This is a genomic window from Streptomyces sp. NPDC054887, assembly GCF_053610585.1.
Window position 1 is genome coordinate 44,634 of sequence record NZ_JBSGYQ010000005.1, and the last position, 12,601, is coordinate 57,234.

The window sequence follows — 12,601 nt, forward strand, 5'->3', positions numbered from 1 at the left end:
CCGCTCACCGCAGCGCCCGCCGGTGGTCGTCGCCGCGCAGGGTCAGCAGTGCGGCGACGCTGACCGCGCAAGTGACGGCCGCGTAGTAGGCGGGGATGTCGGTGTCGCCGGTGCGCTCGACGACCTCGGTGATGATCAGCCCCGCGCAGCCGGAGAACACGGCGTTGGACAGCGCGTACGCCAGACCGAGTCCCGTGTAGCGGACCGTGGTCGGGAACATCTCGGCCAGCATCGCGGGTCCCGGCCCCGCCATCAGCCCCACGGCGGCGCCCGCTCCGAAGAGCGCGGCGCCTTTCGCGTACGCCGATACGCCCGGGTCCTGCACCAGGTTCAGCAGCGGCAGCGCGAGTACGGCGACCAGCAGCGCTCCGGTCAGCATCACCGTCCGCCGCCCGATCCGGTCGCTCGCCGCTCCCGCGGGCAGGATCGAAGCCGCGAAACCGAGGTTGGCCAGGACGGTGGCGACCAGCGCTTGCTGGAACGTCGCGTTCAGCGTGCTCTGGAGGTACGAGGGCAGGACCACCAGGAAGGTGTATCCGGCCGCCGACCACCCCATCAGCCGCCCGGCCCCCAGTGCCACCGCCCCGACCGTCTCGGCGGCGGGCGGCCGCCGGACGGGTGCGCCCGTCCCGGCGACCGCCGACGCGAAGGCGGGCGTCTCGTCCAGGCGCAGCCGCAGCCACAGCGCGACGAGCCCGAGCGGCAGCGTCAGCAGGAAGGGCACCCGCCAGCCCCACCCGTTCAGCTGCGACGCGGTGAGCACGGTCGCGAGGAGCGCCGCGGCGCCCGCGCCCGCGAGCAGGCCGAGCGCCACCGTGAACGACTGCCACGCCCCGTACCGGCCCCGCCGGCCCGGTGGCGCGAACTCGGTCATGACCGACACCGCGCCCCCGAACTCCCCGCCGGCGGAGAGCCCCTGGAGGACGCGCAGCAGTGTCAGGAGCCACGGCGCGGCCGCCCCGATGGAGGCGTACGTGGGCAGCGCGCCGATCAGCGTCGTGGCACCCGTCATGAGGCAGATGACCAGGATCAGGGTCGGCCGGCGGCCGATCCGGTCACCGAGCCGCCCGAACACCGCCGCCCCCACGGGCCGGAAGAAGAACGCGAGGGCGAAGGACGCGTACGTCCTGACGAGCGCCTCCGCGTCGCTGCCGCCCTCGGGGGTGAAGAAGTGCGCCGCGATGACGGTGGCGAAGTAGCCGTACACGCCGAACTCGTACCACTCGATGAAGTTGCCGACGGAGCCCGCCATCAGCGCCCGGCGGGAGCGGACCGGACGGGCCGGCACGGTGGGTGACGCGGGCGACACCGGGCCGGGGGCGGGTGTGGTCATGGGGCAAGGGTGCTGACCGGAAACCCGCACCACAAGCGCCGTGCACCCACCTGCCGTACGCCCCGCCCCCACGCCGTACGCCCCGCCCGCGAACCCATACCGGCCCACCCCCCCCAGCGGGGGTGGGCCGGCCAGTCCCACTCGCCTCTCGCGGGCCGGGCGGGACGGGGCGGGTGCTCAGGCGCCCGGCGGGACCCGCGACGGGCGGCCCGAGCCGCGCGTCAAGCCGTACCCGGCGATGGCGGCGGCCGCCCCGAGGACGCCCCCGCCCACCGTCCAGATCCAGCGCGAGGACCACCGGCCCGACGAGAACGTGTCGTCGGCCGCCTCGGCCACCGCCTCGTCCGACGCCCCCGGCACCAGCGGCGCGGACAGTGCGCCGTCCACCGCCGTCGCGCCGCCCGCGTCCTTCGCCGTCGCGACGACCTCCGCGCGCACCGGCAGGCCCAGGTCCTCCTGCGGCAGCTCGGAGACCGTCAGCCGTACGTAGTAGCGCCCCGGCAGCGGATCGTCGGACCACGGCTCCGCCCAGGCCCGCACCGTCCGCAGCGTGCACGACACGGTGACGGACGCGGCGTCGGCGGGCGCCGCCTTCGCCTGGCTGCCGTGGACGCACGGCTGGCGCCGGCGCAGGCCGTCGTACACGTCCAGCCGCCAGGTGGCCGCGCCGTGCCGGGCCGCCGCCTCCGGGAGTTCCACGGTGGCCCGCGCGGTGGCGGTGCGCCCCGCGTCGGCGTCGAAAACCCAGTAGAGGTAGTCACCGGTGGACGCCTCGGCCGTGGCCGGCTGGTCCTGACGGATCTTCGTCGCCGTACGGAAGGTGGTGCCCGCCTCGGTGGGCGCGGCCTGTTCCTGCCCGTCCCGGCCCGCGTCCGGTGACGGGGTCGAGTCGCCGAGGGCGGGAGCGGCGGCGCCGAGGAGCGCGGCGCCCGCCAGCACGGCGCCGGTCAGCAGACGTGTCGTCGTACCCATCAGTTCGTCCTCCAGACGGCGAAGCGCCAGCGCGAGATCCAGCCCCACAGCAGCCCGGCGAGCAGCCCCGCCAGCGTGAGCACGCCGAGCAGCCACCAGCCGTGCCCGAGACCGAACGACGCGACGTCCGACGCCTCGTCGGGACCGTCCACCACTTCGATGGCCAGCTCGACGGGCAGACCGGGCGTCGTCTTGACGGACGGGGGAGCGGAGAAGGAGTTGCTGACCTGGAGGCAGACGGTCTCGGCCGCCGGCTTCACCTCGTCGGCGACGTCGTCGTCCAGCGGGGCCTTCGGATAGCGCAGACCGGTCGAGATGACGTCCGTACGGCCGTCACCGGCTTCCGAGCCGCGCACGATCTCCCTGCCGCGCGTGGTCACCGCGCGCAGCAGTACGCCGTAGTCGCGGTCGACCGCGCGGTCGGCGCCGACGCTGACGGAGGCCCGCAGTTCCTGGCCGGGCAGTACGTCGACCCGGTACCAGCGGTGCTGGGAGAACTTCTCGCGGTCGGTGTAGACACCGGCCTTCAGCCGCGGCGCGTCCACGCACCGGTCCGCACCCTCCGTGGCGACCGGGCGGACGACGGGGTCGGCCGCGCGGTCCACCAACTGCTTGACCCGCCCCGAGAGTTCGTCGGTGTGCTGCACGGCGGTGTACGTGCCGCCGGTGGCCTCCGCGATGCAGGTGAGCTGCTGCCTAATCTTCGCGTTCGGTACCAGTCCGAGCGTGTCGACGACCAGGTGCGTGCCCTTGGCCGCGATCTCGCGTGCGACCTCGCACGGATCGAGCGGACCGCAGGTGTCCTCGCCGTCGGTGATGAGCACGATCCTGCGGGTGCCCTCGCCGCCTTCGAGATCGTCGGCCGCGCCGAGCAGGGCCGGGCCGATCGGCGTCCAGCCCGTCGGAGCCAGCGTGGCGACGGCGGTCTTGGCCTCGATCCGGTCCAGGGGGCCCACCGGGTAGAGCTGCCTGGTGTCCTTGCAGCCGGTCTTGCGGTTGTCGCCGGGGTAGTCGGCGCCCAAGGTGCGTATGCCGAGCAGCACTTCCTCCGGCACGGCGTCCAGTACGTCGTTGAACGCCTGCTTGGCGGCGGCCATCCTGGACTTGCCGTCGATGTCCTTGGCCCGCATGGAGCCGCTGACGTCGAGGACCAGCTCGACCTTGGGGGCCTGGCGCGCGTCCGGTTCGCCGGCCGCGGCGGCGGCTGCGGCGGGGCCGGCCGGGAGGAGCCCGGCGGCCAGGACGACGAGCAGGCCGAACGCCCTTGCCGCCGACCGTTTTCTTGTGATCATCGCCGGATCCTATTGAAGATCGCCTCCGGCGCCCAAACACGGGCCCGCATCGCCCGCGCGCTCGCCGTACGCCGCAGTGGTGCTGAACGCCGCACGCCGGAGCACGATTTCGGCGCCCCGCGGGAGGAACGCACCCGGCGCTTCCTGCGTCGGATTGTCGAAGCCGGACGCCTGTGACGGGTTCCGGTGATAAACCGGAGCAGTGCGGGGGCGACGACTTCTCAGTTTCCAGGACGCGGTGGCGATTCTCGGCGGCGACAGCGCTGCCCTGACGGCGGCCGACCAGGCGCTCGGCGGCGCGCTGTCGCTGGCGACGGGCGGTACGAGCGACGCGGTGCTCAACCTCTTCGCGGCGCGGGGAGGGGTGCTGGCTCTCGGCCGTGATCTCACGTCCGGACTCCGGGAGCGGCTGGGCACCTCCGAGCGGGCCGAGCGCACGGAACGGATCGCGGCGGCGCACACGGTGCTGGTGGTGACGGCGTACTTCGAGGCCCTCGGAGAGGTGGAACTGCCCTTCGACCTGGCCGAGGCGCGGCTCACGCGGCGCGATCAGATGGCGCTGGCCGGCGGTTCGGACGCGGCGCACGGCTTCGTCCGCCGTCTGGTCGCGACCGGTGCGCCGCAACCGGCCCCGCACGTGCCGTACGAGCAGACCCTCGTCGAGCTCCGCTCCTGGTACCTGGAGCTCTCGGTCCGGCTGAAGACCTTCCTCCAGGGGCTGGCGGTGTGGGACGCGCTGGACGCCACGCAGCGCGGCGCGGCCGAGAGCGCGCTGGGCACCGGGCTGTGCGAGACGGCGATCGGGCGCTTCCAGGACCTCTACACCCAACTCGCGCTCGAAGTGCCGGAGTTCGGCTTCTGGTCCGGTCAGATCGAGCACCAGGCCACCCGTGCGGGCCTGCGCCAGGCCCTCGCCGGCATCGAGACCGCCCTGGCGGGGCTGACCGTCGTACGCCCGCTCGCCCACGCCGCCGCCGCCCTCGCCACGGGCTACCGGGCGGCCCTGCCCCGCCCGATCCTGGCCGAGGGCGACGCCCCGACGGGCGTGTGCCTGCCCACCCTCGGGGAGGGGTACGTCGACCCCGACTTCCGCGTCCGGGCCGTGACCGAGGGCCCCCACGGGCCCGCCGAGGAGGAGTGGTGGGAGACCGCGCCCGTACGCTCCGACCTCACCGAGTACCTCGCGGGAGCCCTCACCTCGGTCGCCACCACCACAGCGCCCCTGGTCGTCCTCGGCCAGCCCGGCGCGGGGAAGTCCGTACTGACCAAGATCCTCGCGGCCCGGCTGCCCGAGGCCGGCTTCCTGCCCGTACGGGTCATCCTGCGCGAAGTGCCGGCCGGCGCCGAAGTCCAGGACCAGATCGAACACGCCGTCCGCGCCACGACCGGCGAGCGGGCGTCCTGGCCGGACCTGGTCCGGGCGGCGGAAGGGGCCGTCCCCGTACTCCTCTTCGACGGCTTCGACGAGCTGCTCCAGGCCACCGGCGTCAGCCAGTCCGACTACCTGGTGCGGGTGGCCCGTTTCCAGCAGCGCGAGGCGGACCAGGGGCGCCCCGTCCTCGCACTGGTCACGAGCAGGACCGCCGTCGCCGACAGGGCGCACTACCCGGAAGGTGCGGTGGCGCTGCGCCTCGAACCCTTCCGGGTGCAGCAGGTCGAGCGCTGGCTGGGGATGTGGAACCGCCTCAACGAGCCGTATCTCGCCGCGAACGGCCTGCGGCCCCTCCCCGCCGCCGTCGCGGCCCGCCACCAGGCCCTCGCCTCCCAGCCGCTGCTCCTGCTGATGCTCGCCCTGTACGACGCGACGGGCAACGCGCTGCAGTGCGGAGCCGAGAACGACGAACCGCTGGGAGAGGCCGAGCTGTACGAGGAACTGCTGGCGTCCTTCGCGGTCCGGGAGGTCGGCAAGTCCGCCGCGGCGCTGCCGGGGCGGCACCTGGCCAACCGCGTGGAGCAGGAGCTCCAGCGACTCTCCCTGATCTCCTTCGGCATGCTCAACCGGCACCGGCAGTGGATCAGCGCGGCGGAACTGGAACAGGACCTGACCGCGCTGCTCGGCCGCCCCGAGCCGACACGGAACGACGGCTTCCGCGCGCCGCTCGACCAGGCGGAGATCGCGCTCGGCCGGTTCTTCTTCGTCCAGAAGGCCCAGGCGCTGCGCGACGACCAGCGGCTGGCGACGTACGAGTTCCTGCACGCCTCCTTCGGCGAGTACCTGGCCGCCCGTCTCGCCGTACAGCTTCTCGTCGGCCTGCTCGACCAGCGCCCGGCGCTGTCCCTCGGCCGCGCGGGAGTCGACGACGACCTGCTGTACGTCCTGCTGTCCTACGCACCGCTCTCGTCGCGCCAGATGCTCCGTTTCGTCGGTGCCCGGATCCGCCGCCTCGCCCCGCGGGACCGTGAGCGGCTCGGTGAACTCCTCGTCACCGTGATGGCGGATCACCGCAACCGCACCGAGCACCGGTTCGCCGAGTACCGGCCCAGTGTGCGTGCGACCTCCTCGCGGCACGGCGTCTACGGCGCGAACCTGATGATGCTGACCGTGCTGGTCAGGGACGGGGTCAGGGCGAGCGAGGTGTTCCCCGGCGACGCCAACCCGGCGGGCACCTGGCACCGGTACGTGCTGCTGTGGCGGTCGGCCCTGACCGAACCGGAGTGGACGGACTTCGCGATCGCTCTCGACCTCCATCACATCTGGAACGACGGCGAGCGGGACCTGGACATCTTTCCGGCGGAAGGCATCCTCGCCGCGGAACCGGTCGACGCCTACTGGCTCTACGGCCGTCCGCCGGGTCACGGCGACCGCAACAGCAGGGTCTGCTGGTCCCGCCCCTACCCGGAACAGATCCGGCACAAGATGGTGGTGTCCGGCGGCACCAATGACGCGCTCGTGCTGCACGCCGTGGACCCTGTCTTCCGCCGGCTGGGTTCCGCCGTCACCACCTTCGTCGGCACGCCGGACGGCACGGCCACGTCGGTCGCCCACAGCCTGACGGACCTGTGGCTGGCCGGCCGCCTCGGCGTACCGGACGGTGAACTGGCGGCTTTGTACGAGCGCTGCGGCACGTTTCTCCATCAACACTCCGGCCTCGACAGTTCCACCCGGCGCTGCGCGACCTGGATCGTCCTGGGACAGCTGGCCGACGACGCGGCCCGGCTTCCGGCTTCCGTGGTGTCGGGCGTGCTGGGCGGGCTGTATCCCGTGGAGCTCGAACCGCACGCGCTGGAAGCGCTGGCTCGATCGGCCATGCGGGCGCTGGAGGCGGGCGCGACGGGGGAGGACCGCACCGCGCTCCGGAGCTACTGGGAGGCGGCCGTGGACTCGCTCCTGGGAGCGGACGCCTTCGACCGCGTGCTGGCCCTGTGGGCGGAGACCGGTGAAGCGCAGTGGGCGAGCGGGTGGTTCGCCGAGGCCGCCCGTCAGGTGCTGGACCGGATGACCGACGACCGGACGCGCGACGTCCCGCCCCAGACGCTGGCCCGGGTGCGCGGTCTGGCCGCCGCGTACCCCGCCCCGTCCGGTGCGTCCTGACCCTCACCCCACGTCCAGCGCGTTCCGCAGGCCCAGGCGGTAGCGGGTCCGGTCGTGCCGCTTCAGGGACTCGATCTCGGGCGGCCGGAAGAGGGGGGTGACCGTGCAGCGCGGGGACGGCGAACCGGCGCGGTCCAGCAGCGCGTTGACCGCCGCGCGGGCCGAGGCGTTCGCGCCCTCCATCGTGGCCAGGTCGATGTCCACGGACACGTAGTCGCCCGCCAGGAAGAAGTTGGGGATCCTGGTGGCCGCCGACGGGCGGTTGTGCAGGGTGCCCACGGGATGGATCAGCAGCTCGTCCTCGTTCGTCGGATGCGGCGTGCCGAGGCCGTCCACGCCGGGGTCGAGGAACCACGAATGCAGGGCGCTGTCGCGCAGCACCGTCCTTCCGGTGTCGTTGAGCGCGGCCTTGAGCTGCGCCCAGACCTCCCGCGCGACCTCCTCGCGGGTGCACTGCTTCGCCGTCTTCCCGTACAGGACCCCGGCCTTGTCCCATTCGGAGATGTCGACCGACAGGCAGTCCGCGGCCGTCCCGTCGCCGTAGTCGGCGGCGAAGTCCCGGTCCGGCCAGTGCTGGGCCTGCGCGATGGCCGTCAGGGACCAGGGCGAGTCGATGCAGTTGAGGTGGCCGTGCAGGATCGGCGTACGCTCCCGCAGGTAGAACTGGATGCCCGTCATCCAGTCCGTCCGGAGCCGGTCGCACCGGGCCAGCTGAGGATCGGCGGCGCGCATCGCGGCGTTCCAGGTGGGGCGCGCGTGTTCCACCGGCAGGGCGCAGACGTAGTGTCCGGCGGTCACGGTCCGGCGTACGCCCTGCGGGTCCTCGATCACCGCCGCGGAGACGCGGCCGTCGGCGTACTTCATCTCCCGTACGGTCCAGCCGATCCGGAAGTCGACGCCGAGCCCGCGCAGGTGGTCCTCCCAGGGGTCGATCCACGCCTCGTTGGTGGGGGCGTTGAGGATGCGGTCCGGGGGGCCGTCGGCGCCCCGGCCCAGCGCGTTCAGCACGAACGCCTCGCCCAGCGTGCCGACCGTGCGGGTGCTGGCCTCCTCCGCCTTCGTCGCGACGATGTTGCGGGTGACGCCGATGGCGAGGATGCGCCGGTAGTCCTCGGACATGCGGGCGGCCCGGGTGAACTCCCACCAGGGCGTGCGCTCCCAGGTGTCGTCGCGCCGCTCGTCGCAGCTGGTCAGGAAGACGAGCGCGCGGTTGACGAAGTAGGCGGCCTCGTGCGCCGGGAGGTTCGCGGCCGTTTCGACGAGGCCGGCCAGCGCGCGGCGCAGGTCGTCGAGGGTGAGCCGGGCCGGCTGGTGACCGGGCCACGGAATCGGCATCCGCAGGTCCTCGCGGCCGGTGCGCGCGAACATCATCTCGCGCGGGGCGACGAGGTTGTCGTGCACGCCGTTGGCGTTCCCGGGGAACGGGATGCGGCGCATGGTGTCCGGCAGGTTGTGGTAGATGCCGGGGATGAAGCGGAAGCCGTGCTCGGCGGGCAGCGGCCTGCGTCCGCCCTTCGCGCTGCCGGGTACGTTCATGCTGCGGGCCTTGCCGCCGAGCGCCCGCCTCTCGTACACGGTGACGGCGAACCCGCGCTCGGCGAGTTCGTGGGCGGCCGTGAGCCCCGCCACCCCGCCGCCCAGCACGGCGACGGACTCCTGAGCCGTACGCCCCGGAACGGCCCCCGGCCCGGCGGGCGCGGCCGTCGCGGGGGCCGCTCCCAGGCCCGTCGCCCCGCCCGCCGCCACGGCCGCGGCCCCTGCCACGAAGGTGCGTCTGGAACTCTCCACGCTGCGCCCCCTGTCGCTTACCGGCGGTAACCACCGCATCAGGCCCAGGAGAATACGGGCGGCCCCCAGGACCCGGAAGGCGCGTGCGGGCCCCGCTCGCACATTGGCGCGAAAGGGCCCCACCCGCCGCGGGCACAATGGGGACATGTCCCGAAGCAGTTCACGCGGCACGAGCCGCCGCCCCCAGGCCCGTTCCGCGACCGCCGCCCTCTCCGCCGCGTCGCCCTGCCCCTGCGGGCCGGCCGCCACGTACGGCGCCTGCTGCGGACGCTTCCACTCCGGAGCGGCCGCCGCGCCGACGGCCGAGGCGCTCATGCGCTCCCGCTACAGCGCGTTCGCCGTCCGGGACGCCGCGTACCTGTCGCGCACCTGGCACCCGGCGACCAGGCCGCGGACGCTCGACCTCGACCCCGCCATGCGCTGGCAGGGCCTGGAGATCCTGGCCACCACGGACGGCAGCGCCTTCCACACCACCGCGACGGTCACCTTCCGCGCCCACTACACGCACGGGGGAGAGGCCGGATCCCTGCACGAGCAGAGCCGCTTCGAGCGCCACGAGGGTGCCTGGGTGTACGTGGACGCGGTCTTCACGCGCTAGCCTCCAGCCCCTTTCCTGCCGGTTCGTCCGTGTTTTGGGCGGCAGTGCGGGGGTACTGCGGACGCGAGGGCGGATCAGCATCACACCGCACCGGCCGCCGCACACCCGTCGCACCACCGGGAGGCACGAGATGGACGGCATATCCGCCCTGGAGCTCGACGGGCTCTGGGAGGACTTCCACCGTGTGGTGAACATGACGTCGCAGGAGCTCGGCGCCTGGCTGCGGACCACCGGTGCGGACGAGGACAGCGAGCCCCTGCCCGAGCGCGCCGGTAGCGACACCGGGCGCCGGGTGCTGGCCATCCTGGGCAAGCGGCGCACGGACCTCACCGACGAGGACGTCTCGGTGATGCGGAAGGTCGTCGAGACGGTGGGCGCACAGCGGCGCACCGATCTGGAGCCCGTGGCCGGCGACACCGTCTGGCGGCACCGGCTGATGACGCTGGGGCACGACCCCCTCAAGCCGGCGTGAGCTCCGCGCACGAGCGCACGGTCCGCGCCCTGCTCGACGCGCACGGGCGTACGTACGCCGCCGAGGCCGGGATCAGGCTGCGCGACACACCGCAACCCCTCTACCGCCTCCTGGTCCTCGCCTGCCTCCTCAGCGCCCGCATCCGGGCGTCGATCGCCGTGGCCGCCGCCCGCGCGCTGCACGACGCGGGGATGCGCGACGCCCGCCGCATGGAGAGTGCCACCTGGCAGCAGCGTGTCGACGCCCTGGGGCGGGGCGGATACCGCCGTTACGACGAGCGGACGGCCACACAGCTGGGGGACGCCGCCCGGCTGGTCCTCGACAGGTACGGCGGCGACCTGCGCCGCATGCGCGCGGCCGCCGACGGCGATCCGGACACGCTGAGGCGCCTGCTGGGCGAGGTGCCCGGGCTCGGTCCCGCCGGTACGGACATCTTCCTGCGCGAGGTGCAGGCCGTCTGGCCGGAGCCGGCCCCGTACCTGGACCGGAAGGCGCTCCAGGGCGCGGAGCGGCTCGGCCTGCCCACGGAGCCGGACGAGTTGGCGGCCCTGGTCGGTGAAGGGGAGACGGCCGTACTGGCGGCGGCGCTCGTACGGGCCGCACTCGACCGGCACATCGCGGACGAACTCAGGACCGGGGACTGACCGGGGCCCCACCCGTCGGCCTTGCGCCGCCGCGCACGGGTCGCCGGTACGGGTGCGCCGCCGGGGCACGGCCGGCGGCACGCGGACCGACGCGGGGACGGGCAACGGGGGCGGCCACCGGCACGGATACCCTGGGCGCCGTTGATATGCCTGGGCACCATGAGGAGAACCAGCGTGGCCGAGTCCGTCATACCGCCGCCCGACCCACTCGCCCCCAGAGGTACGCCTCTTGGGGCGTCGCGACGCGGGGTCCTCCGGTGGTTCGCGGCTTTCGTCGCGTTCGTCGCCCTCGTGCACTCCAGCATGCTGCTGCTCTACGTCGCCACGGACTTCCCGCTGTCCAGGACCTACGCGAAGCAGGTCAACGGGTGGATGCGGCCGCTCTTCCCGCAGGACTGGAGCATCTTCGCGCCCGAGCCCTCCAAGTACAACCAGCACCTCGAAGTGCGCGCGAACGTCGACGGCGGGTTCGGCCCCTGGATCGACCTCACCGCGCACGACAACGCGGCGTACCGGGGCGAGCTGCTCCCCAGCATCGAGGACCAGCTCGTACTGCGCCGGGCCGTGTCTCAGTACCGGACCAGCGCCGCGCGGGGCAACGACCGCAAGGCGACCGGCCGCTCCGCGCGCTATCTGCTCAACGTCGTCCTCGTACGGCTCGACGACATGGGCGAGAAGCGGGGGCAGGCCGTGCAACTGCGCCTGAAGAGCACGCGCATACCGGCGCCCGGCTCCGGGCCCGACGCCCCCGTCACGCGTCCGCAGTATCAGACCCTCGGGTACTGGAAGGTCCGCCCATGACCGTACGCGCAGCACTCGTCCTGGGGCGCGACCGTGCCGCCGGGCTCGGCCGGCAAGTCGTGGGCGCCGCCCGCGATCTGACCCTCAAGCCGCTCGCGCCCTACAGCGCGGCCGCGATCCGCATCGGCCTCGGCGGCCTCTACCTGATCCACCTGCTCCGCGAGTCGGTACGGGCCGACCGCCTGTGGGGGCCGGGTTCCCCGTTCACGGCCGACCTCTTCGAGCAGACGCTCCGGGCCCGGGGCTGGGACGGCGCGTTCTCCTGGTGGTACTCGCTCCTCGTCACCGACAGCGCGCTCGTCTTCTGGGCCTGGTACGGACTGGCCGTCGTGCTCAGCGCCCTGCTGATGCTCGGCTGGCGCACCCGCCTGGTGACCGTGCTCTTCTGGTTCCTCGTGGTGGCCTTCTACATCCGGGGGTCCATGGCCAACAGCGGCTGGGCGCTACTGAGTCTGCTCTTCGCCAACTACCTGCTCTTCGTCGCGTCGGGCCGCCACTGGTCGCTCGACGCCCGCCGCCGTGCCCGCAGGGCGGAGCGGGGCGGGAAGGCCGCCGGGTCGCGGTTCGTGTTCTGGGGCGAGGAGACGGAGGAGCTGCGCCGCCGCGTGGTCACCGTCCTGCACAACGGCGGCATGGCGATGATCGCGCTCCAGGTCGTGGTGATCTACGGTTCCGCGGCGATGTACAAGATCCAGGGCGAGTCGTGGCGCAACGGCACGGCGCTCTACTACTCGATGATGTACGACGACTTCTCGACGTTCCCCGAGCTGTCGGCCTGGATCGCGAGCCACGGCACCTTCGCGGCGTTCATGGCGTACCTCACCGTGTTCTCGCAGATGCTGTTCCCGGCGCTGGTGTTCAACCGGCGCCTGAAGTACTGCATCCTCGTCGTCATGCTGACCACGCACATCGGCATCGGTCTGCTGATGGCGCTGCCGATGTTCTCGGCCATCACGATCGTCGGGGACCTGGTGTTCCTGCCGACCACCTTCTGGCTCGCCGCGTCACGGCTCGTGCGAACGGTACGGGCGGCGCCGGAGGAGGAACCGGCGGCGACGATCGCGCCGCCCCGGGAAGGGGACGGCGGAGGGCACGGCAAAGTGGCCGAGGGCGCCGAACCGGCCGAGGGCGCCGAGGTCCGTTCGACGGCGTGACGCCGCGCACCTGGC

Annotated in this window: 10 protein-coding genes and 1 pseudogene; 7 read left to right on the forward strand and 4 right to left on the reverse strand. The window is 73.2% G+C overall.

The window, feature by feature from the left end:
• Positions 1-4 precede the first annotated feature (4 nt).
• The 3 genes from ACWGH0_RS04300 to ACWGH0_RS04310 form a co-directional block, all read right to left on the reverse strand.
• Positions 5-1,333, reverse strand: a complete 1,329-nt coding sequence (locus ACWGH0_RS04300; RefSeq protein WP_453402598.1) for an MFS transporter — start codon at positions 1,331-1,333, stop codon at positions 5-7.
• 177 nt (positions 1,334-1,510) lie between these two features.
• Positions 1,511-2,305, reverse strand: a complete 795-nt coding sequence (locus ACWGH0_RS04305; RefSeq protein ID WP_453402599.1) for a hypothetical protein — start codon at positions 2,303-2,305, stop codon at positions 1,511-1,513.
• On the reverse strand, positions 2,305-3,597 hold the full coding sequence (locus tag ACWGH0_RS04310) for a VWA domain-containing protein (protein WP_453402600.1): 1,293 nt from the start codon (positions 3,595-3,597) through the stop codon (positions 2,305-2,307). The genes ACWGH0_RS04305 and ACWGH0_RS04310 overlap by 1 nt, the downstream gene beginning before the upstream one ends.
• An 84-nt stretch (positions 3,598-3,681) precedes the next feature.
• On the opposite strand from ACWGH0_RS04310, the pseudogene ACWGH0_RS04315 reads away from it, so the two are divergent.
• Positions 3,682-3,774: pseudogene (locus ACWGH0_RS04315) on the forward strand (peptide ABC transporter ATP-binding protein); the annotation flags it as partial.
• A 61-nt stretch (positions 3,775-3,835) separates the two neighbouring features.
• Positions 3,836-7,129: an NACHT domain-containing protein gene (locus ACWGH0_RS04320; protein ID WP_453402601.1), complete on the forward strand. Its 3,294-nt coding sequence runs from the start codon at positions 3,836-3,838 to the stop codon at positions 7,127-7,129.
• Between the two features lie 3 nt (positions 7,130-7,132).
• On the opposite strand, the gene ACWGH0_RS04325 is transcribed toward ACWGH0_RS04320, so the two are convergent.
• Positions 7,133-8,917, reverse strand: a complete 1,785-nt coding sequence (locus ACWGH0_RS04325) for a hydroxysqualene dehydroxylase (protein ID WP_453402602.1) — start codon at positions 8,915-8,917, stop codon at positions 7,133-7,135.
• Positions 8,918-9,062: 145 nt separating this feature from the next.
• Here ACWGH0_RS04325 and ACWGH0_RS04330 point away from each other — a divergent pair, with 145 nt between their 5' ends.
• The 5 genes from ACWGH0_RS04330 to ACWGH0_RS04350 all read left to right on the forward strand — a co-directional run bounded on the left by ACWGH0_RS04330 (position 9,063) and on the right by ACWGH0_RS04350 (position 12,586).
• Entirely contained in the window at positions 9,063-9,515 is a 453-nt protein-coding gene (locus tag ACWGH0_RS04330; protein WP_453402603.1) for a YchJ family protein, read from the forward strand.
• A 130-nt stretch (positions 9,516-9,645) separates the two neighbouring features.
• Positions 9,646-9,987: a DUF3140 domain-containing protein gene (locus ACWGH0_RS04335; RefSeq protein ID WP_453402604.1), complete on the forward strand. Its 342-nt coding sequence runs from the start codon at positions 9,646-9,648 to the stop codon at positions 9,985-9,987.
• Entirely contained in the window at positions 9,984-10,631 is a 648-nt protein-coding gene (locus ACWGH0_RS04340; protein ID WP_453402605.1) for an endonuclease, read from the forward strand. Before ACWGH0_RS04335 ends, ACWGH0_RS04340 begins: the two co-directional genes overlap by 4 nt.
• A 174-nt stretch (positions 10,632-10,805) precedes the next feature.
• Positions 10,806-11,432, forward strand: a complete 627-nt coding sequence (locus tag ACWGH0_RS04345; RefSeq protein ID WP_453402606.1) for a DUF5819 family protein — start codon at positions 10,806-10,808, stop codon at positions 11,430-11,432.
• Complete coding sequence (locus ACWGH0_RS04350) at positions 11,429-12,586, forward strand: HTTM domain-containing protein (protein ID WP_453402607.1); 1,158 nt, start codon at positions 11,429-11,431, stop codon at positions 12,584-12,586. Before ACWGH0_RS04345 ends, ACWGH0_RS04350 begins: the two co-directional genes overlap by 4 nt.
• The last annotated feature ends 15 nt before the right edge of the window (positions 12,587-12,601 follow it).